Raw genomic sequence first — 21,103 nt, forward strand, 5'->3', positions numbered from 1 at the left:
TGACTATCGATTTTGGGACTGCCCATGTCGTGCGCTAATCTTCAGGAGTCAGCGCGCGGGACATACTCCGCAGAGCGCGGCGGGGCTATAGCTCAGTTGGTTAGAGCGCATCCCTGATAAGGATGAGGCCACAGGTTCAAATCCTGTTAGCCCCACCATCACGAAGGCCCCCAGCCGATCAGGCTGGGGGCCTTTTGACACCTCCGGTGACACCAACCGGCAGCGGTCGGCTGATGAGCGGCCCGCCGCGCCTCCACGGGAGAACCATGCGCTTCTTGTACTGGCTACTCGGGGGAGGCTTCACCCTGATCGGCCCGGTGGGCTTCTTTCTCGCATGCGCCGAGTGGTGGGGCCATCGGGATCAAGATCGGTCGAACAGACGGAAGGACACCGTCATATGGGCCGGTGTGGGAGTCGTCGGCTCGGGGATGGCTTTCTTCTTTTGGACGCGGTGACGACCCTCGCGCCGACGGCAAGGTGACAAGCGGCCGGGCGGTGGGCCTGAGCAATGATGAGCTGAGGGCACGCCAGAAGACCCCCGGCCGCGGTGGACCAGGGGTTTTCGGGGTCTCCTGTGTTGTCTCTGGAGCGTTGTACGCAAGTTCGCCGCTGTGTCAGAGAGGGCGGGCGGTCGGGCAGGTCGGTACTGGAGGGGACGGGGCCCGGGTCAGCGCTGGAGCGGGGCTCCCGGCTCGGCGTGGTCCGTCTCCGTCGTGTCGGCCTGCTCTGTGGTCTCGTCCATGTCCGTCGGCGGGCGGTGGCGGCAGCTCGGGGACTTGCCGTGGGCCTCGGCGCGGATGCGTTGCTTCATCGTGGGGGGCAGGGACCTGGTGAAGGTCCAGGGGGAGACCGCCGGGGTCGTCGCCTGCGCGGTGGCGCTGGTGCTCGTGCTCGTCGTCGCGGCGGCCGCCGTCGCGGTGACCGTGATGAGTCCGAGCGCCGTGCACAGTGCCAGGAAGCCGGTGACGAAGGCGTTCCACAACTTCATGACCTTGATCTGGGCCATGGCCCCTCACTTTCAGGTTGGGCGATTTGCGTACTTTCCTCATGATGTGTATGGGGGCCGCGAAGTGGTGGACCGACGCCCATGGCGCGTCGATGTTCTGATGAACACCACTCGGATGGGTGCAAGAGCTATGAAAACCGCCGAATATGCGCGAAAAGAGGGCGAAGTAACCATCCGTAGAGATGTGATCACCCTCCGATCGGAGCGGTCGCGTCCGCTCCTACTGCACTGTCCTGGGCGGGAGTTGGCCCCGGACGCAGGTCACCGATCGGTCTCGGTCGGTGTGTATAGTCGGGCGACAGAGGTCCCCCTACGTCAAAGAAAGACGAGGTCGCGCGGTGAAGAAGCTTCTCCTGGTCGCACTGGCTGCCATCGGCGGTCTCCTCGTGTACCGCCAGATCCAGGCGGATCGCGCCGAGCAGGACCTGTGGACGGAGGCGACCGACTCCGTGCCCACGGGTTCCTGAGTACCGAGATCCAGTTCTGAGCAAGCCCCGGCCGCCTGGCGGTCGGGGCTTTGTGTTGCGCGCTCGCCCCCGTGCCGGTACGGCCGCCACGACCCGGGCGTTTCGGACGCGCGCACGGATTGTCCGGATGCCACGCGCGCGTGCGGGGCAGGATGGGCCACGTCCGGAGCAACGACGAGGGGTGGCGCGTGATGGGGCGGCGGCGTACGGCGTGGTGGCGGACGCGGGCACAGGGCGGCCGTACGCCCGTTGCCGGGGCCGTACGACGTGTCGTGGTCCTCGGCGCGGTGCTGTGCGCGACGGTCGCCCTCACGGGCCGGCCCGCCACCGCGGCCGGGTCACCCGGCTCCTACGGCTACGACAAGGGCGGCCGGGTTGTCGACGGAGCGAACAGCGCCGCGCACGCCGTGGACCTGGAGCCTGGTGGGACGTACAGGAGTTCCCTCTCCAAGGGGGCCAGTGTCTATTACGGCCTTCATCTCGACGCCACGTCGGACGTCTACGTCTCCGTGACCGCCGTGCCTCCGGCGGGCACCACGGTCGCCGCCACCGACGGCATCAAGGTGTCGATGCGGAACGCCAAGGGCACCGGCTGCACGTATCAGAGCGCCACCTTCGGGGCCGGTCGGAGCCCCCACCCCGTGGCCGCCTGGGCCGTACGGGAGGCGGGTAAGGCGCTGTGCAAGGGCAGCGGCGAGTTCTCCGTGCTCGTCGAGCGCGTCGACGCGTCGGATTCCTCGTCGGACACCTGGGGCCTGGAACTCACCGCGGTGTCGGAGCCCTCGCCGGCACAAGTCGGCGCGACCGGCGCGCCCCAGGTGTGGGACTCGGCCTCGCCCGAGGCCGTCACGGGGGAGGCTCGGCATCGTGCGGGCGGCTCGGGGTTCGCCGGGGCGGTCGCCGTCGGGCAGGGCGCGTGGCGCGACGACATCGGGCCGGGCCGGACTCTCTTCTACAAGGTGCCGGTCGACTGGGGTCAACAGCTGTCCGTCACCGTCGAGTTGGGCGGTTCCGAGGGCGGTAGCGGCTATGTGAACCGCGCGCTCGACCTGGCGCTCTACAACCCCGTGCGCGGCTCCGTCGACGAGGCCGGCCTCAGCTACCAGGGCACCCAGAGGTCGGTGGCGCTGGAACCCCTGCCGCCCGTCGAGTACCGCAACCGTTACTCCGTCGTCGACCACGAGAACGGGATGCGCTTCGCCGGGTCGTACTACCTGGTCGTGCACCTCGACGCGCAGCTGGCCGACGACTTCGGCCAGGGACCGTTCCCGGTGACGCTGCGCGTGCGCGTCGCCGGTACGGCGCACGCCGGTCCCGGGTACGCGGGCCCGGCCGAGCCCCGGAACATCTTCGACGTCACCGCGCAGGACCGTGCGGCGGCCGTGACGGGGCCGGGGACAGGGAGTGTCGGGGGAGGCGGCGACGCCGCGATGAAGGTGCTCGCGGTGGCCGGGATCGGCGCGGGCACCGCGCTGCTGGCGACGCTCGGCGTGTGGACGGTGTCGGCCAGGCGCCGGGCCTCGACGGCCACGCCGTAGGCCCCGTCAGTCCCCGTTTTGTAGACCCCGTTAGCCCCTGCTTCTCAGACGTGGGCAAGTGCCCAGAACCCCACCGCATAACAGGCCAGCGCGAGCAGCAGCACCGGGATCACCACCTTCGCGGGCGGCCCGGGACGACGCCGTGCCCGCCTGCCGCGGTGCTGCGGAACCGGCGGCGCCGACGGTGGAACCTGCGGGGCCTGAGCGGTGTATGAAGCAGTAGAGGGATCAGCACGCGGCTGGGGGGAGGACAGGACATGCGTGAACTCATGGGGAGAGGAGTACGAGGGCTGGTACTGGCCGCCTTGCTGTGGCTGCTGTCCCTGCGGGGGCGGCAGGTGGAAGCTGCCGGTGTCCGACATCGGGGACGGGAGCGGTGGCGGGGAAGTCGGCGGGGCCGGAGTCGGGGTGGGAGTCGGGGTCGGCCGGCAGACGATGCCCTGCCGTGGATCCACGGGTACGGAGTCCGTGCCGGGCCAGGCCGAGTCACGGCCGTTGCTCTCGGCGCCGAGGCCCGGGGTGTTCTCGGGTTCGGGGGATCCGGCGGACGGCACGGAAGACGTCGTCGACCCCGTGTCCACCCCGGAAGCCCGCTTCAGTGGGCCCTCGGGCGCGAACTCCGAAGGGAGCGGCCCGATTTGGTCGAAGATCTCGATCAAATCGTCATCGGGACCGGGCTCGGGCAACAGCTCCGCGGCCGCCGCGAGCGCCTTGCGTGCCCCCGTGGCCGTGCGGAAGCGGGCCTGCGGATCCGGCTGCAGCAACATCGCCACGACCTGCCACAGCGCCTCGGGGATGCTCTTGGGCGCCCCCGGGGTCCCATGCTCCGCGAAGTACTGCACCAGCGCCTTGGCGTCCGGCTTGGCCCCCTCCAGCAGATACAGCGCCACCAGCCCTACGGCGAACAGGTCGGCGGGGAAGTCCGGCTCCGCGCCCATCATCTGCTCGGGCGCGAGGTAACCCGGCGTCCCCACCACGAGGTTGGTCTCCGTCAGACGTGCCTCGCCCAGCCGCATCGCGATGCCGAAGTCGGACAGACGCAGGCGCGGACGGGCCGTGCCGGTGGCTTCGAGGAGCACGTTGGCGGGCTTGATGTCACGGTGCACGACGCCTTCCGCGTGGACCGCGGCGAGACCGGAGAGGAGCTGGTCGAGCAGCGTGCAGACGAAGGCGGGGGGCAAGGGACCGTAGTCCCCGATGAGATGGACGAGCGAACCGCCGGCCACCAGGTCCATGGTGAACAGGACCTTGTCGTCGTCGGCCGCCCAGCTGGCCGGTGCGAGCACATGGGGGTGGTCGATCCGCAGCGCCTGTTCCCGTACGAAGCGCAGCAGCGAGTGCGCGTCGCTCTGCTGCAGGACCTTGGCGGCCACATAGCGGCGACGCCGGTGGTCCCAGGCGCGCCAGACCGCGCCGACACCGCCGCGTCCGATCGGGTCGACCAGTTCGTACCGGCCGGCGAAGACCTCACCCATGGCTGTGCGTCGCTCCTCCCCCTTCGGCTACCTCCGTTGCTTCCCCCGAGACGAGCGATACGACTCCCTCTGACCGCACTTCCTCATGGCACTCCCTCGCGGCTGTTCCACACGGCTGTTCCGCACGTGCTTCCGGTGAGTGTCACGACCCCCTCGTGCCCCTCGCCGGCCGTGTGCCCGGCTGCCGAACCCCCGATCGGCGGCCGGGCCGTGGGCTCAGCTCTGGTGGGACTGGTAGTGCGCGACCGCGTCGGAGGTGCGTCCGGCGCCGTACACCCGGAGGAACTCTGCCAGTTCGGGGTGGGTCGGGGCGAGAGTGTCCGCCGCGTCGATGATGTCGCCCGCGGCGGCCACCGAGCGCAGCAGCGACTGGATCTCGCGGACCACCCGTTTGACCGTGGGCGCTCCCGAACTGCTCGTCGTGGTCGTGGTGTTGCTGAGCACCGAGCCCCCTTGGGACTTCTTGATCTCGTCCATGCGCTCGGTCGCCTCGGCCGCGCTCACGCTGCCGTCCGCGACCTGTCCCGCCAGGTCCTGCAGCAACTGCACCCGCTGGACCACTGCGGGATTGCCGATCTTCGCCCGCTGACCGCTCATCAGCTGGGACAACATCGGGGCGGACAGCCCCAACACCCCTGCGAGACGAGCCTGGTTGAGACCAAGATCGTCGATGAGCTTACGGAAGAGCGCCCCCAAAGGCTCCCCGTACCAATTCCGCTGCAGCTCCCGCGCTCTGGCGGTGGCTTCCTGCTGTGCGGCGTCCATTGCGTCTCCCCATCGCTTCCCCAAAACCGCGGTTCGCTCTAGCGAACCACGACGAGCATCTTACGGAGAGTGGTCGTTCACCGGGACCCCCAAGTTTTTGCGAGATACCCGGGGTGACCCGGTACGCTGGTCCCGGAAGCCCGCCGGTGTGTGGTTCTGCCGGTCGGATGCTTCTCTAGCGGGGCCTTAGCTCAGTTGGTAGAGCGCTGTCTTTGCATGGCAGATGTCAGGGGTTCGACTCCCCTAGGCTCCACATCCCGCACCGGCCGGTCGCCCTCAGTGGCGTCCGGCCGGTGCTTCTTTGCGCCCTGGAGGTGACGTGCGTCACGTAAAGGGCGGATCTTCGTTGCAGTTGTTTGCGCAAATATCGGTGCCGAGCGCGGTTCGCGGGGCGTCGTGGCGGCGATCGGCGTGATGTGGGGAACGTGTGCCCGCGTGTGCGGGAGGTGTGTGAGCTGGTGTGAATACGGCCGTGTAATCAGGGGTGTGCGGTCCGTTAAGGGAGTCTGTGCGCCGGTTGTACACCTGGGGCGTTGCAAACGTCATCGCAGGCAACTTGCGTACGTCAAGAAAACGAGGGCGTTCGTCCGCGCCCGGGAGTGTTCCACGTGAAACATCGCCGCGGGGCAGGAGACCCTCAAGTCTCCTGCCCCGCGGCGATGTTGGAAGTGCGTCGGACGTCAGCGGTGGTCGTCGCTGTCGGCGGCCTCGTCCTCGGCCTGCTTGGCCTCGACCTCGGGGTCGAGCAGGGCCTCAGGGCTGCCGTCCACCGAGGTGAGGTGTCCCGATTCGGGCACCTCGGTCGCGGCGGGCGGCTCGACCAGCCAGTCCGGGTTGGCCTGCTTGTCCCACCACTTCCAGGCGGCGAAAGCACCGCCCGCCAGGATGCCCAGCACCGCCAGCCCCTTCGCGAGCCGGCCGGCCCTCGCCCGCCGCTCGTGCTTGCGGACCAGCTTCTGGATCTCCTTGGGCGAGACCTGGCCACGCAGCGCGGCGAACGCCGCCGCACCGCGGGCGGCGGCCTCGTCCTTGACCGGGCCGGCGGCGGCGACCGCCTGCTCGATCCTCGGCCGTGAGTACTCGGCGGCCTGCTGGGCAGCCTTGCGGGTACGGACGGCTGCCTCCTGGGCGGCCTGGTCGACCTTCGGCGGTACATGGGTGCGGGCCTGCTCCAGGCGCGGTACGACATGGGCGCCGTACTGGACGCGGGCCTGGTCGGCGGCCAGCGACACCTTGGGCGCGAGTCGTACGCGTGCCTCATGGGCGTAGTACGAGGCCCGGTCCTTGGCCGTGTCGGCGTAGGGCGCCACCACTTCCGCGGCGTGCAGCACGCTGCCCTTCGCCGATCCGGTCGCGGAGCGCACGCTGTCGATGCGGGTCACGAGTTCCTCCTCCTCGGTGGCGTACGGTTCTTCGTCTATCCACCCAATTACGGATCATGCCTGCCAGAGCGATACGAGGCATGTGAGGGCGGGCATCCGGGTCACGATCACGTGCAATAACGGATGAATGTGAGGGAACAGGGGGTTGTCGTCGACAATGCCACGGATCCCCGTGCCGCGCCCCTGTCCCGAAGCCACTCGGCCGGTTTTCTGCGAGGGGATCCTGTGGAGAGGCTGCGAGAGAAAGGTCGTCGGGCGACGGGGCACGGCGAGCGTGCGAGGATCTGGGGGTCACAGGAAGACAACGGAAGGCAGATCGTGGCCGAGCAGCTCTACGCCACCCTGAAGACCAACCTCGGCGACATCGAGATCCGGCTGCTGCCGAACCACGCGCCCAAGACGGTCAAGAACTTCGTCGAGCTCGCCACGGGCGAGCGTGAGTGGACCAACCCCACGACCGGCGTGAAGTCCACGGACAAGCTCTACGACGGCACGGTCTTCCACCGGGTGATCAGCGGCTTCATGATTCAGGGCGGGGACCCGCTGGGCAACGGCACGGGTGGCCCCGGCTACCAGTTCGAGGACGAGTTCCACCCGGACCTGCGCTTCGACAAGCCCTACCTGCTGGCCATGGCCAACGCCGGGCCGGGCACCAACGGCTCGCAGTTCTTCGTCACCGTCTCCCCGACGGCCTGGCTGACCCGCAAGCACACCATCTTCGGTGAGGTCACCGACGCGGCGAGCCAGAAGGTCGTGGACACCATCGCGGCCAGCGACACCAACCCGCGCACCGACCGCCCGGTCAACGACGTCGTCATCGAGTCGGTCGTCGTCGAGACCCGCTAGATCCCAGGGTTGAGACCAGCTCTTACCGCCGGGAACCAAACGCCCCGCTCGTCCGTAAGGATGGGCGGGGCGGTGCATTGCGTACGAAGGATTGAGGGGACCCCATGGACCAGGCGCCAGGCAGCCCGCAGGGCCCGGAGGAGCAGCGGCCCCCGGACGCCCAGAGTCTGCCGGTCTGCTACCGGCACCCGGACCGTGAGACCGGCGTCCGCTGCACCCGCTGCGAGCGCCCGATCTGCCCCGAGTGCATGGTCAGCGCGTCCGTCGGATTCCAGTGCCCCGAGTGCGTCCGCGGCGGCTCCGGTACCGGGCACGCCCCGACGGCGGCTCAGCCCCGCACGATCGCCGGCGGCACGGTGGCGGCGGATCCGCGGCTCGCGACGAAGATCCTGATCGGTCTCTGTGTCGCCTTCTATCTGGTTCAGCTGGCGGTGGGCGACCGCTTCACCGAGCACTTCGAACTCCTCGGCCAGGCGTACGTCCCGGTCTTCGGCTCTGTCGAGGGCATCGCCGAGGGCCAGCCGTACCGGCTGCTGACCGCGATGTTCCTGCACGGCAGCCCGATCCACATCATCTTCAACATGATGAGCCTGTGGTGGATCGGCGGGCCTCTGGAGGCGGCCCTCGGCCGGGCCCGCTATCTCGCCCTGTACTTCGTCTCGGGCCTCGCGGGCAGCGCGCTCACCTATCTGATCGCCGCCCCGAACCAGCCCTCGCTCGGTGCCTCCGGTGCGATCTTCGGGCTCTTCGGTGCGACCGCCGTGCTGATGCGCCGGCTCAGGTACGACATGCGGCCGGTCATCGCCCTGCTGGTGATCAACCTCATCTTCACCTTCGGCTGGGCCAACATCGCCTGGCAGGCCCACATCGGCGGTCTGGTCGCCGGAGTGATCACCGGGTACGCGATGGTGCACGCCCCGCGTGAGCGGCGGGCCCTGATCCAGTACGGCACCTGTGCGGTCGTACTCGTGGTCGTCGTGGTGTTGACGCTGATCAGGACGGCTCAGCTCAGCTGATACCAAACCGTTGTCCACAGCGTGTGCCGGATCTTGTGCATACCGTGGGGGAACAGCTGTGCCCCCTGTCGCTGACCCGTGTTTATGCAGGTCAGGCAGGGGGCGAACAGGCTTGCGGTTGCCGGTGTGTCAGTCACACCAGCGTCAACACCCAGTGGGTTATCCACAGATCGTCGTTCTTTTTCCCCAGGCCCGCTGTGGATACTTCTCTGGCCTGTGGATAACTCAGCGGAAAGTCGTGGGCAGAGCTGCGTTCACCGAGTGGTGGCCGCAGCTTCGACCGCTGCTTCCGCCGCTACTTCCACTGCGTGGAGACGCCGAACCCGGCGGCGATGAAGCCGAAGCCCACCACGATGTTCCAGTTGTCCAGGCTGTCGATGGGCATCGAACCGTCGGTGACGTAGAAGACGACGATCCAGGCCAGCCCGATGACGAACATGGCCAGCATGACCGGTGCGACCCAGGCACGGCTGTTCAACTTGATGGCGGTCGCCGCTTTCGCCGACGGCGGCGTGTAGTCGGCCTTCTTGCGGATACGTGACTTCGGCACGAGGGTCTCTCCTGTCGATGCGCTGCGTGGCCGCGCAGGGAACTGGGGCGGGCTCCGGGGCAGCGTACAAGGGGACACTGAGTGCTCCCCCGGGCGTCCGTTAGCGTAGTGCTTCCGCGGCGCCGAAGGAGATAAGGGTACGTTGAGCAATTCTGCCGACTCCCCCGGGACGGGTACCAGTCCTGCCGGTATCCGCCGTTTCCGCCCCGTGCGGATTCTCACGGTGGCCGTCTTCGCCCTCGCGGGGCTCATCTTCTTCACCAGTTTCAACACGGCCAAGGGCACCAACATCCGCACGGACGCCTCCTTGCTCAAGCTGTCCGACCTCATCCAGACCCGCAGCCAGAAGAACGGCCGGCTGAACGACGCGAACGGGGTCCTGCGCGACGAGGTCGACTCCCTCCGAAAGGAGGACGACGGCAGCACCGGCGCCGACGACAGGAAGCTCACGGCACTGGAGAAGACCGCGGGCGCGCAGCGGCTCAAGGGCAAGGCCATCACCGTCACCCTCAACGACGCCCCGCCCAACGCCACCGCCAAGCTCCCCGGCTACCCCGAGCCGCAGCCCGACTACCTGGTCATCCACCAGCAGGACCTCCAGGCCGTGGTGAACGCCCTCTGGCAGGGCGGCGCCAAGGGCATCAAGGTCATGGACCAGCGGCTGATCGCGACCAGCGCCGTGCGCTGTGTGGGCAACACCCTGATCCTCCAGGGCCGGGTCTACTCACCGCCGTACAAGATCACGGCGGTCGGGGACACGGGGAAGTTGCAGGCGGCGCTGACGGCGTCCAAGGCGATCCAGAACTACAAGGTGTACGTCGACGTCTACGGGCTCGGGTGGAAAGTGACCGACGACGGGACGGTGACTCTTCCCGGGTACTCGGGCACAGTGGATCTGCACTACGCGAAGCCAGTGGAGTAGAAGCCAGTGGAGTAAGCGGCCGTACGGGAGCTGCCGGTGCGCGTGATCGTCAGGAGCGTCAGCGAACTCTGCATCACCGTAGGCGCCTTGATCGTGCTCTTCGTGGTCTATGTGCTGTTCTGGACCGGCGTGAAGGCCGACCACACGATGAGCGACCAGGTGCACCAGCTGCAGAGCCAGTGGTCGCGGCAGACCGCGCACCCGAAGGCGTCCCCGGCGCCCGCCGCCTCCCCCGTTCCGGCGAAACCCGCCGCGTACAAGGACGGCAAGCCTTTCGCGATCATGTACATCCCGCGGCTTGGTTTCACGTGGAACAAGCCCGTCCTCGAGGACACCGACGTGAGCACCCTCAAGAAGGGGCTCGGTCACTACGCGGGCACCGCGCGGCTGGGGCAGGTCGGCAACTTCGCGGTGGCGGGGCACCGGCGGACGTACGGCAACCCCTTCGTGAACTTTCCGGAGCTGCGCGTGGGTGACGCGGTGGTGCTGACCGACGGGACCACCTGGTTCACGTATCGGATCGACAAAGGGCCTTACAAAACAGTGCCCACCGACATTGAGGTGATCGCTCCTGTGCCACGTAAGTCCGGGTACACGGCCTCGGGCCGCTATCTCACGCTGACCACGTGCGATCCGGAGTGGGGGCACAGCCACCGGCTGATCGTCTGGGCCCATCTCGACTCCACACAGCCTGTGGAGGCCGGGAGACCAGCCGCGCTGCGCCGTTAGTCTGGTGACGTACGGCGTGAGTCTGGTGCCGTGGCGCGACGGAAGGGACGGCATGTACGGCTGGATCTGGCGGCATCTGCCGGGCAACGTGTGGGTCAAGGCGCTCATCTCGCTCGTCCTTGCCCTGGCCGTGGTCTACATCCTCTTCCAGTACGTCTTCCCGTGGGCCGAACCGCTGCTGCCCTTCAACGATGTGACGGTGGACAACCAGTGAGTGCACGGATTCTCGTCGTCGACAACTACGACAGCTTCGTCTTCAACCTGGTCCAGTACCTGTACCAACTGGGCGCCGAGTGCGAGGTGCTGCGCAACGACGAGGTGTCGACGGCGCACGCCCAGGACGGCTTCGACGGCGTCCTGCTCTCGCCCGGCCCCGGCACCCCCGAGGAGGCCGGCGTCTGCATCGAGATGGTGCGGCACTGCGCCTCGACCGGGGTACCCGTCTTCGGCGTCTGCCTCGGCATGCAGTCGATGCAGGTGGCCTACGGCGGCGTCGTGGACCGCGCCCCCGAACTGCTGCACGGCAAGACCTCGCTCGTCGAGCACGAGGGCAAGGGCGTCTTCGCCGGACTGCCCTCGCCCTTCACGGCGACCCGCTACCACTCGCTGGCGGCCGAGCCGGGGACGGTCCCGGCCGAGCTGGAAGTCACCGCCCGGACGCACGACGGCATCATCATGGGCCTGCGCCACCGCGAACTGCCCGTCGAGGGCGTCCAGTTCCATCCGGAGTCGGTGCTCACCGAGCACGGGCACCGGATGCTGGCCAACTGGCTGGTGGAGTGCGGCGACCAGGGTGCCGTGGCGAGGTCGGTGGGGCTCGCCCCGGTGGTGGGCAGGGCCACGGCGTGACCGCGCTGCGCCCCGAGCGCGAGTCCGAGGCCGCGTACGGGGAGCAGCCGTACGCCGAGCCGTCGTACGGGGAACAGGGCGGGTTCGACCAGTGGCACGGCACGCAGGCGCAGGGTGCGTCCGGGGTGCCGTACGGACCGATCGACGAAGAGACCGTCGCGCTGCGGATAGCGGACCTGCCGCCGGAGCGGACGGGCCACGGGCGGTCCATATCGGCGTCTGACGCCTCATCCGCCTCCTCCGCCACAGGAACCCCCACCGGCGGGCGCGCGGCCCGCAGAAAGGCCGCCAAGGGGCGGCACGGGCGTCATGGGGCCGGCGGGGCCGCGGAGGAGACCACCGAGGCCCCGGAATCCGGTGCCGGCGCGCGTGCCGGCGCGCCGCTCTCGCGCGTCGAGGCGCGGCGGCGGCAGCGGGCGAACAAGCCGGGCCCCGCGGTCGTCGCGAGCCGGGCGATCGGCGAGGTGTTCATCACCACCGGCGTGCTGATGCTGCTGTTCGTCAGCTACCAGCTGTGGTGGACGAACGTACGGGCGCACGCGCAGGCCGGCAGCGAGGCGAGCCAGCTCCAGAACGACTGGGCGAGCGGGAAGCGCGCCCCCGGAGAGTTCTCGCCGGGGCAGGGCTTCGCCATCCTGCACATCCCCAAACTGGACGTCATCGCGCCGATCGCCGAGGGCGTCAGCAACAAGAAGGTGCTCGACAAGGGGATGGTCGGGCACTACAGCGAGGGCTCCCTCAAGACCGCGATGCCGGACGCCAAGACCGGCAACTTCGCGCTCGCCGCGCACCGCAACACCCATGGCGAACCGTTCCGGTACATCAACCAGCTCAAGCCGGGCGACGAGGTCGTGGTGGAGACCCAGGACACCTACTTCGTCTACAAGATGACGTCGTCGCTGCCCGTCACCTCGCCGAGCAACACCAGTGTCATCGACCCCATCCCCAAGGGCTCGGGCTTCACCAAGCCCGGCCGCTACATCACGCTGACGACCTGTACGCCGGAGTTCACCAGCAAGTACCGGCTGATCGTCTGGGGCAAGATGGTCGAGGAACGGCCGCGCAGCAAGGGCAAGCCGGATGCGCTCATCGAGTAGGGGCAGATGAACGTGGCAGCGACCACCGACCACACCGACGAGCAGACCGACACGCCCGCCTCCCCACCGGACCGCCCCCGCGGCACCGGTCCGGTCGCGACGGCGGTCAGCTTCTTCGGTGAACTCCTCATCACGGCGGGCCTGATCCTCGGCCTGTTCGTCGTCTACTCCCTGTGGTGGACGAACGTCGTCGCCGACCGCACGGCCGACAAGCAGGGCGACAAGGTCAGGAACAACTGGTCCAAGGACAAGGACACCGGTCCCGGCGCCCTCGACACCAAGGACGGCATCGGCTTCCTGCACGTGCCCGCCATGAAGAACGGCGAGGTACTGGTCGAGAAGGGCACCGAGACGAGCGTCCTGAACGACGGCGTCGCCGGCTACTACACGGACCCCGTCAAGGCCGCCCTCCCGACCACCGGCAAGACCGGCAACTTCACCCTCGCCGCCCACCGCGACGGCCACGGCGCCAAGTTCCACAACATCGACAGGCTCAGGAAGGGCGACCCGATCGTCTTCGAGACGAAGGACGACTGGTACGTCTACAAGGTCTACGACATCCTTCCCGAGACCTCGAAGTACAACGTCAAGACCCTCGCCCAGATCCCCGTGGAGTCCGGCAAGAAGAAGGCCGGGCACTACATCACGCTGACGACCTGCACGCCGGTGTACACCTCCCGGTACCGGTACGTGGTGTGGGGCGAGCTGGTCCGCGTCGACAAGGTGGACAGCGCCCGGACGCCGCCGAAGGAACTGAGCTGACGGCGGGGTCGTAGCGCACCGCACGTACGAAAGAGCCCCTGCACCCTTCTCAGGGTGCCGGGGCTCCGTCATGTCGTAACGGTGTGCCGCCTAGCCGTTGTTGCCTCCGAGGAAGCCGCTGCCACCGTTGTTGCCGTTGCCCGTGCCCACGGTGGTGAGGGTGATCTGCGTGTTGCCGGGGTCGTCCACCTGGTTGCCCGAGCCCGGGTCCTGCTGGATCACGATCGCGTTGTCGCCCTGATCGCTGTTGTCGCTGAACTGGATGTTGGTGAAGCCGTTCTGCTGCAGGATCTGCTTGGCGTTCGCCACCGTCTGGTTGACGACGTTCGGGACCTGGGTCTGGGAGACCTTGCCGATCTGGATGTTGACCGACGAGTTCTTGTCGACCTGCGTCCCGGCCGAGGGCGTGGTCGTGACGACCTTGCCGTTCAGGTTCGTGTCGGTGGTCGCCACCTCGGTGCAGTTGCCGACGAGGTCGTTCTGCTGCATCTGCTTCTTGGCGTCGTCACAGGTCTGACCGCTGACGTCCGGGACCGTGGACTTCTCCTGGGCCTTGGCGACGGTCAGGGTGATCGTGGTGCCCTTCTGCACCTCGGCACCGAGCTTCGGGTTCTGCTCCAGGACGGTGCCCGGATCCTCCCCGGACACCTTCTCCTGCGTCTTCACGACGAACTTGTACTTGTCGCCCTCGAGCGTCGTGGTGGCGTCGTCGACGCTCTGGCCCAGGACACTCGGTACGACGACCTTCGGTGCCCCGGTCGAGACGACCAGGTTGACGGTGTCGTCCTTGTGGACGTCGGTGCCCGCCTTCGGGTCCTGCGAGCAGACGCTGCCCTTCGGCGCGTTCTCGCAGGCCTTGCGGGTGGGCTCGGCCAGCTTCAGGCCGGAGTTGACGGCCATGGTCTTCGCGGTGTCGTAGGTCTGGCCGACGAAGTTCGGGGCCGCGAACGGCTTGTCCGCGCCGCCGTCCCCGCTGAACGCCCACTTCCCGATCAGGATCGCGCCCACCAGCACCAGGACCGCCGCCACGACCAGCAGGATCGTCGAGGTGTTCGACTTCTTCTTCTGCTGGCGGCGCCGGTCGGGACGGTCGTCGTAGCCGAAGCCGCCGTCGTCCGGGTTCATGGGGGGCAGCATCGTCGTGGCGCCGGCACCGGCGTCCGAGCGCAGGGCCGTGGTCGGCATGTCGTCGCCGTAACCGCCGTAGCCGACCGAACCCAGCGCCGCCGTCGCCGCGACCGGCTGGCCGTCGAGGCAGGCCTCGATGTCGATGCGCATGTCGTCGGCGGACTGGTAGCGGTAGTTGGGGTCCTTGACCAGGGCCCGCAGGACGATCGCGTCCATCTCGGGGGTGATCTCGGGGTCGAAGACGGACGGCGGCTGCGGCTCCTCGCGTACGTGCTGGTACGCGACCGCGACCGGGGAGTCGCCCACGAACGGCGGCCGCACGGTCAGGAGTTCGTAGAGGAGACAGCCCGTCGAGTAGAGGTCCGAGCGGGCGTCGACCTGCTCGCCCTTGGCCTGCTCCGGGGAGAGGTACTGGGCGGTGCCGATCACCGCGGACGTCTGCGTCATCGTCATGCCGGAGTCGCCCATGGCGCGGGCGATGCCGAAGTCCATCACCTTGACCTGGCCGGTGCGCGTCAGCATGACGTTGGCCGGCTTGATGTCGCGGTGGACGATGCCGTTGCGGTGCGAGTACTCCAGGGCCTGGAGGATGCCGATGGTCATCTCCATGGAGCGCTCCGGCAGCAGCTTGCGGCCGCTGTGGAGCAGCTCACGGAGCGTGGAGCCGTCGACGTACTCCATGACGATGTACGGGATCGAGACCCCGTCGACGTAGTCCTCGCCCGTGTCGTAGACCGCGACGATCGCGGGATGGTTGAGCGAGGCGGCCGACTGGGCCTCCCGGCGGAACCGGGCCTGGAAGGAAGGGTCGCGCGCAAGGTCGACGCGCAGCGTCTTCACCGCCACCGTGCGGCCGAGGCGTGTGTCATGGGCGAGGTATACCTCCGCCATGCCACCACGGCCGAGCACCTGGCCCAGCTCGTACCGGCCGCCGAGGCGACGCGGCTCTTCCATAGTTCCCTACCAGCCCTCTCCGTCGGTCCCGACCCGCACGGATGTGCGGTCGGAGGCTAGCCGTCCGGGCCTACCGTACCCGGCTGGCTCTGTGTGACCTGGCCAAGCCCGTCACCCGATACAGGACCGGTATCCCAACGTGCACCGATGTGAAGGGGACGTGAGCGGGGTCACTTCTTGCTGTCGATGACGGCCTCCATCACGCTCTTCGCGATCGGGGCCGCGAGGCCGCCGCCGGAGATGTCGTCACGGTTGGCCTTGTCGTCCTCGATGACCACGGCCACGGCGACCGGCGAGCTGCCGTCCGCGTTCTTGGCGTAGGAGAGGAACCAGGCGTACGGGTTCTCGCTGTTGTTCTCGCCGTGCTGGGCGGTACCGGTCTTGCCGCCGACGGTGACGCCGGGGATCTTCGCGCTCGTACCGGTGCCCTTCTCGACGACGGTCTCCATCATCGACTGCAGGATCTGCGCGTTCTTCGACGACAGCGGCTGGCTGAGCTCTTCCGGCTCGGTCTGCGCGATGGTGTCGACGCCCGACGACTGGAGCTTGTCGACCATGTACGGCTTCATCAGCTTGCCGTCGTTGGCGACCGCGGAGGCGACCATGGCCATCTGCAGCGGGGTCGCGGCGGTGTTGAACTGGCCGATCGAGGACAGCGCGGTCTGCGAGTCGTTCATCTTGTCGGAGAAGACCGAGGCGCTGGAGCGGATCGGGGTGAACTGCTCGGTGTCGAAGCCGAACTTCTTCGCCTCGGCCAGCATCTTGGCGTTGCCGAGGTCGGCGCCGATCTTGCCGAAGACGCTGTTGCAGGAGACGCGGAGGGCCTCGCGCAGGGTGGCGTTCTTGCAGGGCAGGTTGCCCTCGTTCTTCAGCGGGGTCGTGGTGCCCGGCATGATCCACGGCAGCGGCGAGTTCGTGGCCTCGTCGGCGGACGAGTACAGGTTGTTCTCCAGCGCCGCGGACGCGGTGACCACCTTGAAGGTGGAGCCCGGCGGGTAGGTCTCGCGCAGCGCGCGGTTGAGCATCGGGTCGTTGGGGTCGTACTTCTTCTGCAGCTTCTGCCAGGCCTTGGAGTCCGTGGAGGTGGAGTTCCCGGCGAACGACGAGGGGTCGTACGACGGGTAGGACGCCAGCGCCAGGATCTTGCCGGTGGACGGGTCGAGGGCGACGACCGCGCCCTTGCCGCCCTGCTTCTTCAGACCGCTCCACGCGGCGCTCTGCGCGGCCTGGTTGAGGGTGGTGACGACGTTGCCGCCCGACTTCGCCTTGCCCGTGAGCATGCCGAGCGTGTTGCGGAAGAAGAGCCGGTCGTCGGTGCCGGAGAGGATGCCGTCCTCGATGGACTCCAGCTGGTTGGCGCCGAAGGCCTGCGAGGCGTATCCCGTGACCGGCGCCCACATCGCGCCGTTCTTGTACGTGCGCTTGTACTTCAGGTCGTTCAGCCCGGAGGTGCTGGTCTCGGTGGAACCGGTGATCGGGCTGCCGTCGACGATGATGTCGCCGCGCGGGATGGAGTAGCGGGCGATCGTGACGCGACGGTTCTTCGGGTCGTCCTTGAGGCTGTCGGTCTTGACGTACTGGAGCCAGTTGTCGCGCAGCAGCAGGGTCAGGACCAGGAGGCCGCAGAAGAGCGCGATCCGGCGCAGGGGCTTGTTCATGACGGGCGGACCACCTGGGTCATCTCGGCGTCGGGGCTGGGGGCGGGCGCGGGGGCCGGGCGGCGGGCGGTGTCGCTGATGCGGATCAGGATGCCGATCAGCGCCCAGTTGGCCAGCACGGAGGAACCGCCGTAGGCCATGAACGGCATGGTCATACCGGTCAGCGGGATGAGGCCCATGACACCGCCGGACACCACGAAGACCTGGAGCGCGAAGGCGCCGGACAGGCCGACGGCGAGCAGCTTGCCGAACGGGTCGCGGGCGGCCAGCGCGGTGCGGACACCGCGCTCCACGATCAGGCCGTAGATCAGCAGGATCGCCATGATGCCGGCCAGGCCCAGTTCCTCGCCGAAGGTGGCGAGGATGAAGTCGGAGTTGGCGGCGAAGCGGATCAGGTCGGAGTGGCCCTGGCCGAGGCCGCTGCCCAGGGTGCCGCCGGAGCCGAAGGCCCACAGCGCCTGCATCGACTGCTCGGAGTGCCCGGCCGCGCCCGCCTGGCTGAGCTTGTACTCCTTCATCGGGTCGAGCCAGGCCTGGACGCGCTGCTGGACGTGCGGTTCGAAGGTGGCCACGCCGACCGCGCCGGCCGCGGACATCAGCAGACCGAAGACGATCCAGCTGGTCCGCTCGGTGGCGACGTACAGCATGATGATGAACATGCCGAAGAACAGCAGCGAGGTTCCGAGGTCGGTCTCGAAGACCAGGATCAGGATCGAGATGAACCAGACGACCAGGATCGGGCCGAGGTCGCGGCCACGCGGCAGGTAGAGGCCGATGAAGCGGCGGCTGGCCAGGGCGAGCGCGTCGCGCTTCACCATCAGGTAGCCGGCGAAGAAGACGGCCAGGGCGATCTTCGCGAACTCGCCGGGCTGCAGGGAGCCGAGGCCGGGGATCTTGATCCAGATCTTGGCGCCGTAGATGTTGGCCCCGAGGCCGGGCACCAGCGGCAGCAGAAGCAGCACCAGGGCGGCGAACATCGAGATGTACGTGTAGCGCTGCAGGACGCGGTGGTCCTTGAGGAAGATCAGCACGACGACGAAGAACGCGATGCCCAGTGCGGTGTACAGCAGTTGCCGCGGCGCCGCGTTGCCCGCCTGGTTGATGGACTGCAGCAGCTTCGACTGGTCCAGCCGCCAGATGACGACCAGTCCGAGGCCGTTGAGCAGCGTGGCCAGCGGCAGCAGCAGCGGGTCCGCGTACGGCGCGAACTTGCGGACGCCCAGATGCGCGACGCCGGCCAGCAGGCCGAGGCCCAGGCCGTAACTCAGCAGCCCGGTCGGCACCTTGTCGTCGATGGCCAGGCCCACGTTGGCGTAGGCGAACACCGGGATGACGACCGCGAACACCAGGAGCGCCAGCTCGGTGTTGCGCCGGCTCGGTGCGCCGATGGCGCCGATCGTGGACGTGTGGTGCGACGGCGTGTTGGTAGAACTGCTCATCGTGTGACGGGGCCTCTCACGGCTTGCCTATTACTTGCTGCACTGCGAGACGACCTGCTGCTCTTCCTCCGAAAGACTGGGACCGGGGCTGGGAGTCGCAGACGGGGTCGGGGACGTCGAGGCCGAGGTCGAAGGATTCGGCTTCGGCGTGGCCTTGGACGTGGGGGAGGTGCTGGCGGTTCCCGTGGTGCCACTGGGCTTACTGGTGGCACTCTCGCGCTGGGACTCCTTCTTGCACGCGGAGGCCTGCACGGCGAGGTCGGCGATCTTCTTCTGGGCGTCCTGGAGACCGCCCTCGGCGATCGTCGCCTTGACCTGCTTCTGCTGGTAGGGCGGCAGGTACTTGAGTTCGATGTCGGGGTGGTCCTTCTCCACCTTCGACAGCGAGACCCAGGCGAGGTCCTGGCTGATGCCCTGGTACAGCGCGACGTGTTCGCCGTTGGCGCCGACGAAGTACTGCGTCTGCGTCCAGCGCCAGCCGCCGTACAGGCCGCCGCCGATGACCGCGAGCGCGAGCACGGTGTAGAAGGATCTCTTGAACCACTTGCGGCCCTTGGAGGGCTTCACGAAGTCGTCGTCGGTGTAGTCCCCGAAGCTGCCCTCGGGGACGTAGCCGGTGGTGTCGCCGGAGCCGGGCGGGCCGAACTCGCCGCCCCCGCCGTTCTGTCCGGGCACCTGGCGGCCGAGTCCGGAGGCGCGGCCCGCCGGGGTCTGCATGATGCCGTTGTCGTGCTGGTGGAGCTGGTTCTCGGCGACCGCGCCGACGATCACCGGGGTGTCCGAGAGCTGCGCGGCGAGGGTGTCGCCGGTGTCGAGGTCCAGGACGTCGGCGATGATCACCGTGATGTTGTCGGGGCCGCCGCCGCGCAGCGCGAGCTGGATCAGCTCCTGCACGGTCTCCTGGGGGCCCTGGTAGCTGGCGAGGGTGTCTTCCATCGTCTGGTGGGAGACGACTCCTGACAGCCCGTCGGAACAGATCAAGTACCGGTCGCCGGCGCGGACCTCACGGATCGACAGGTCCGGCTCGACGTGGTCGCCACTGCCGAGCGCGCGCATCAGGAGCGCGCGCTGCGGGTGGGTGGTGGCCTCTTCCTCGGTGATCCGGCCCTCGTCGACCAGCCGCTGCACCCAGGTGTGGTCCTGGGTGATCTGGGTCAGCACGCCGTCGCGCAGCAAGTAGGCGCGAGAGTCGCCGACATGGACGAGGCCGAGCCGCTGCCCGGTCCACAGCAGGGCGGTGAGCGTGGTGCCCATGCCCTCCAGCTGGGGATCCTCCTCGACCATCATCCGCAACTGGTCGTTGGCCCGCTGCACGGCGGTGCCGAGCGAGGTGAGGATGTCGGAGCCCGGCACGTCGTCGTCGAGCGAGACGATGGTCGAGATCACCTCGGAGGAGGCGACCTCGCCGGCGGCCTGGCCGCCCATCCCGTCGGCGATCGCGAGGAGACGGGGACCGGCGTAACCGGAGTCCTCGTTGCCCTCGCGGATCATGCCTTTGTGCGATCCGGCGGCGAAGCGCAGTGACAGACTCATGCGCACCTCGCCCGTCGGCTCCGGGTACATCCGCACGGTGCCCACCCTCCGGTCGGGAGCGCGCCGGGGTCCGCCAGGCGGTCCGCCGCTGCGTGCTCGCTCCGCTCGCTCATTGTCTGTACTACTTCCGCAGCTCGATGACGGTCTTGCCGATGCGGATCGGCGCGCCCAGCGGAATCGGTGTGGGGGTCGTCAGCCGGGACCGGTCCAGGTACGTGCCGTTCGTGGATCCGAGGTCCTCGACGATCCACTGGCCGTCGCGGTCCGGGTAGATCCTGGCATGACGGCTGGACGCGTAGTCGTCGTCCAGCACGATCGTCGAATCGTGCGCCCGGCCCAGAGTGATGGTCTGGCCCTGGAGCGCGACGGTGGTGCCGGTGAGGATTCCCTCACTGACGACGAGTTTGGTGGGGGCGTTACGGCCCCGCCGGCCGCCCCCGCTCGGCTGCTGCTGGCGCTGTTGCGGAGGCGCCGCCTGCCGGGCGGCCTGTTGCTGCGGTCGTCCGGCTTCCCGTCGCGAGCCGCGCTGTGTGACACGCGTTCCGAACAGGTCGCTGCGGATGACCTGCACGGCCACGATCACGAACAGCCACAGTACGGCCAGGAAACCCAGCCGCATGACCGTGAGGGTCAGCTCTGACATTGCCCCCGCTTCACCCTTCGGCTTGCCGGTAAATGATGGTGGTGCTGCCCACGACGATCCGCGAGCCGTCGCGGAGCGTAGCGCGGGTGGTGTGCTGCCCGTCCACCACGATGCCGTTGGTGGACCCGAGATCCTGGATCACTGAGGGCGTTCCGGTCCGGATCTCACAGTGCCGGCGGGATACGCCGGGGTCGTCGATCCGCACGTCGGCTTCGGTGCTGCGGCCCATCACCAACGTCGCGCGGGAGATCTGATGGCGGGCGCCGTTGATCTCCACCCAGTACCGCATCCGTGCGCCGGCCGCCGGGGCGGCGGGCGCGGGCTGGAGGTACGGCGCCGAGCCC

General features: G+C 68.4%; 21 protein-coding genes and 2 tRNA genes. 12 read left to right on the plus strand and 11 right to left on the minus strand.

From position 1 onward, the window contains the following. Positions 1 to 81: 81 nt before the first annotated feature. A tRNA-Ile gene (locus SPR02S_RS01510) sits at positions 82 to 158 on the plus strand. A 509-nt stretch (positions 159 to 667) separates the two neighbouring features. Here the strand turns inward: SPR02S_RS01510 and SPR02S_RS01520 are convergent. Next, complete coding sequence (locus tag SPR02S_RS01520; protein ID WP_019055164.1) at positions 668 to 1,006, minus strand: DUF6344 domain-containing protein; 339 nt, start codon at positions 1,004 to 1,006, stop codon at positions 668 to 670. 338 nt (positions 1,007 to 1,344) lie between these two features. On the opposite strand from SPR02S_RS01520, the gene SPR02S_RS64475 reads away from it, so the two are divergent. Together SPR02S_RS64475 and SPR02S_RS01530 are read left to right on the plus strand one after the other, a co-directional pair. Then, a complete protein-coding gene (locus SPR02S_RS64475) occupies positions 1,345 to 1,473 on the plus strand; it encodes a DLW-39 family protein (protein ID WP_003999697.1) in 129 nt (42 codons plus the stop codon). A 152-nt stretch (positions 1,474 to 1,625) separates the two neighbouring features. Further along, positions 1,626 to 3,011, plus strand: a complete 1,386-nt coding sequence (locus SPR02S_RS01530; RefSeq protein ID WP_026150115.1) for a hypothetical protein — start codon at positions 1,626 to 1,628, stop codon at positions 3,009 to 3,011. Positions 3,012 to 3,055: 44 nt separating this feature from the next. On the opposite strand, the gene SPR02S_RS01535 is transcribed toward SPR02S_RS01530, so the two are convergent. Beyond that, the gene (locus SPR02S_RS01535) at positions 3,056 to 4,486 is read right to left on the minus strand and encodes a serine/threonine-protein kinase (RefSeq protein ID WP_019055166.1); all 1,431 of its coding nucleotides are present in this window, start codon (positions 4,484 to 4,486) and stop codon (positions 3,056 to 3,058) included. A 216-nt stretch (positions 4,487 to 4,702) separates the two neighbouring features. After that, positions 4,703 to 5,251: a helix-turn-helix domain-containing protein gene (locus tag SPR02S_RS01540; protein ID WP_019055167.1), complete on the minus strand. Its 549-nt coding sequence runs from the start codon at positions 5,249 to 5,251 to the stop codon at positions 4,703 to 4,705. 180 nt (positions 5,252 to 5,431) lie between these two features. Between SPR02S_RS01540 and SPR02S_RS01545 the strand changes: the two genes are divergently transcribed. After that, positions 5,432 to 5,504, plus strand: a tRNA-Ala gene (locus tag SPR02S_RS01545). Between the two features lie 427 nt (positions 5,505 to 5,931). Here SPR02S_RS01545 and SPR02S_RS01550 read toward each other — a convergent pair. Beyond that, the gene (locus tag SPR02S_RS01550) at positions 5,932 to 6,633 is read right to left on the minus strand and encodes a DUF5324 family protein (protein ID WP_019055168.1); all 702 of its coding nucleotides are present in this window, start codon (positions 6,631 to 6,633) and stop codon (positions 5,932 to 5,934) included. Between the two features lie 318 nt (positions 6,634 to 6,951). Here SPR02S_RS01550 and SPR02S_RS01555 point away from each other — a divergent pair, with 318 nt between their 5' ends. Then, the gene (locus tag SPR02S_RS01555) at positions 6,952 to 7,479 is read left to right on the plus strand and encodes a peptidylprolyl isomerase (RefSeq protein ID WP_019055169.1); all 528 of its coding nucleotides are present in this window, start codon (positions 6,952 to 6,954) and stop codon (positions 7,477 to 7,479) included. Positions 7,480 to 7,583: 104 nt separating this feature from the next. After that, positions 7,584 to 8,495: a rhomboid family intramembrane serine protease gene (locus SPR02S_RS01560; protein ID WP_019055170.1), complete on the plus strand. Its 912-nt coding sequence runs from the start codon at positions 7,584 to 7,586 to the stop codon at positions 8,493 to 8,495. A 295-nt stretch (positions 8,496 to 8,790) separates the two neighbouring features. Here SPR02S_RS01560 and crgA read toward each other — a convergent pair whose 3' ends face one another. Continuing rightward, complete coding sequence (gene crgA, locus SPR02S_RS01565) at positions 8,791 to 9,045, minus strand: cell division protein CrgA (protein ID WP_019055171.1); 255 nt, start codon at positions 9,043 to 9,045, stop codon at positions 8,791 to 8,793. 142 nt (positions 9,046 to 9,187) lie between these two features. Here crgA and SPR02S_RS01570 point away from each other — a divergent pair, with 142 nt between their 5' ends. The 6 genes from SPR02S_RS01570 to SPR02S_RS01595 are packed head-to-tail and all read left to right on the plus strand — an operon-like array spanning position 9,188 to position 13,404. After that, entirely contained in the window at positions 9,188 to 9,967 is a 780-nt protein-coding gene (locus SPR02S_RS01570) for a DUF881 domain-containing protein (RefSeq protein ID WP_078622779.1), read from the plus strand. Positions 9,968 to 10,003: 36 nt separating this feature from the next. Then, positions 10,004 to 10,696 (plus strand): class E sortase, encoded by a 693-nt coding sequence (locus SPR02S_RS01575; RefSeq protein WP_019055173.1) that lies wholly within the window; start codon positions 10,004 to 10,006, stop codon positions 10,694 to 10,696. A 4-nt stretch (positions 10,697 to 10,700) separates the two neighbouring features. After that, entirely contained in the window at positions 10,701 to 10,910 is a 210-nt protein-coding gene (locus SPR02S_RS01580; RefSeq protein WP_019055174.1) for a hypothetical protein, read from the plus strand. Next, complete coding sequence (locus SPR02S_RS01585) at positions 10,907 to 11,545, plus strand: aminodeoxychorismate/anthranilate synthase component II (protein ID WP_019055175.1); 639 nt, start codon at positions 10,907 to 10,909, stop codon at positions 11,543 to 11,545. Before SPR02S_RS01580 ends, SPR02S_RS01585 begins: the two co-directional genes overlap by 4 nt. Continuing rightward, positions 11,542 to 12,642: a class E sortase gene (locus tag SPR02S_RS01590; protein WP_019055176.1), complete on the plus strand. Its 1,101-nt coding sequence runs from the start codon at positions 11,542 to 11,544 to the stop codon at positions 12,640 to 12,642. Before SPR02S_RS01585 ends, SPR02S_RS01590 begins: the two co-directional genes overlap by 4 nt. A gap of 6 nt (positions 12,643 to 12,648) precedes the next feature. Further along, entirely contained in the window at positions 12,649 to 13,404 is a 756-nt protein-coding gene (locus tag SPR02S_RS01595) for a class E sortase (RefSeq protein ID WP_019055177.1), read from the plus strand. A 90-nt stretch (positions 13,405 to 13,494) separates the two neighbouring features. On the opposite strand, the gene pknB is transcribed toward SPR02S_RS01595, so the two are convergent. From pknB to SPR02S_RS01625, 6 genes are all read right to left on the minus strand, one after another. Continuing rightward, entirely contained in the window at positions 13,495 to 15,486 is a 1,992-nt protein-coding gene (gene pknB, locus SPR02S_RS01600; protein WP_019055178.1) for a Stk1 family PASTA domain-containing Ser/Thr kinase, read from the minus strand. A gap of 170 nt (positions 15,487 to 15,656) precedes the next feature. Then, on the minus strand, positions 15,657 to 17,144 hold the full coding sequence (locus tag SPR02S_RS01605; RefSeq protein WP_019055179.1) for a peptidoglycan D,D-transpeptidase FtsI family protein: 1,488 nt from the start codon (positions 17,142 to 17,144) through the stop codon (positions 15,657 to 15,659). Beyond that, a complete protein-coding gene (locus SPR02S_RS01610) occupies positions 17,141 to 18,583 on the minus strand; it encodes an FtsW/RodA/SpoVE family cell cycle protein (RefSeq protein WP_019055180.1) in 1,443 nt (480 codons plus the stop codon). Before SPR02S_RS01610 ends, SPR02S_RS01605 begins: the two co-directional genes overlap by 4 nt. A 30-nt stretch (positions 18,584 to 18,613) precedes the next feature. Further along, a complete protein-coding gene (locus tag SPR02S_RS01615; protein WP_174447515.1) occupies positions 18,614 to 20,146 on the minus strand; it encodes a Stp1/IreP family PP2C-type Ser/Thr phosphatase in 1,533 nt (510 codons plus the stop codon). 91 nt (positions 20,147 to 20,237) lie between these two features. After that, positions 20,238 to 20,759 carry an FHA domain-containing protein FhaB/FipA gene (locus tag SPR02S_RS01620; protein WP_019055182.1) on the minus strand — a complete coding sequence of 174 codons (522 nt, stop codon included), beginning with the start codon at positions 20,757 to 20,759 and terminating at the stop codon, positions 20,238 to 20,240. 10 nt (positions 20,760 to 20,769) lie between these two features. Beyond that, positions 20,770 to 21,103: FHA domain-containing protein (locus tag SPR02S_RS01625; protein ID WP_019055183.1), on the minus strand; the 334-nt coding region annotated here is incomplete at its 5' end.

The organism is Streptomyces prunicolor NBRC 13075, from assembly GCF_000367365.1.
Classification (GTDB): Bacteria; Actinomycetota; Actinomycetes; order Streptomycetales; family Streptomycetaceae; genus Streptomyces; species Streptomyces prunicolor.

Coding starts and splice junctions, on each gene's coding strand:
- SPR02S_RS01520 (WP_019055164.1), bottom strand. CDS start 1,006: ATGGCCCAGATCAAGGTCATGAAGTTGTGGAACGCCTTCGTCACCGGC.
- SPR02S_RS01530 (WP_026150115.1), top strand. CDS start 1,626: ATGGGCCACGTCCGGAGCAACGACGAGGGGTGGCGCGTGATGGGGCGG.
- SPR02S_RS01535 (WP_019055166.1), bottom strand. CDS start 4,486: ATGGGTGAGGTCTTCGCCGGCCGGTACGAACTGGTCGACCCGATCGGA.
- SPR02S_RS01540 (WP_019055167.1), bottom strand. CDS start 5,251: ATGGACGCCGCACAGCAGGAAGCCACCGCCAGAGCGCGGGAGCTGCAG.
- SPR02S_RS01560 (WP_019055170.1), top strand. CDS start 7,584: ATGGACCAGGCGCCAGGCAGCCCGCAGGGCCCGGAGGAGCAGCGGCCC.
- SPR02S_RS01595 (WP_019055177.1), top strand. CDS start 12,649: ATGAACGTGGCAGCGACCACCGACCACACCGACGAGCAGACCGACACG.
- pknB (WP_019055178.1), bottom strand. CDS start 15,486: ATGGAAGAGCCGCGTCGCCTCGGCGGCCGGTACGAGCTGGGCCAGGTG.
- SPR02S_RS01605 (WP_019055179.1), bottom strand. CDS start 17,144: ATGAACAAGCCCCTGCGCCGGATCGCGCTCTTCTGCGGCCTCCTGGTC.
- SPR02S_RS01610 (WP_019055180.1), bottom strand. CDS start 18,583: ATGAGCAGTTCTACCAACACGCCGTCGCACCACACGTCCACGATCGGC.
- SPR02S_RS01615 (WP_174447515.1), bottom strand. CDS start 20,146: ATGTACCCGGAGCCGACGGGCGAGGTGCGCATGAGTCTGTCACTGCGC.
- SPR02S_RS01620 (WP_019055182.1), bottom strand. CDS start 20,759: ATGTCAGAGCTGACCCTCACGGTCATGCGGCTGGGTTTCCTGGCCGTA.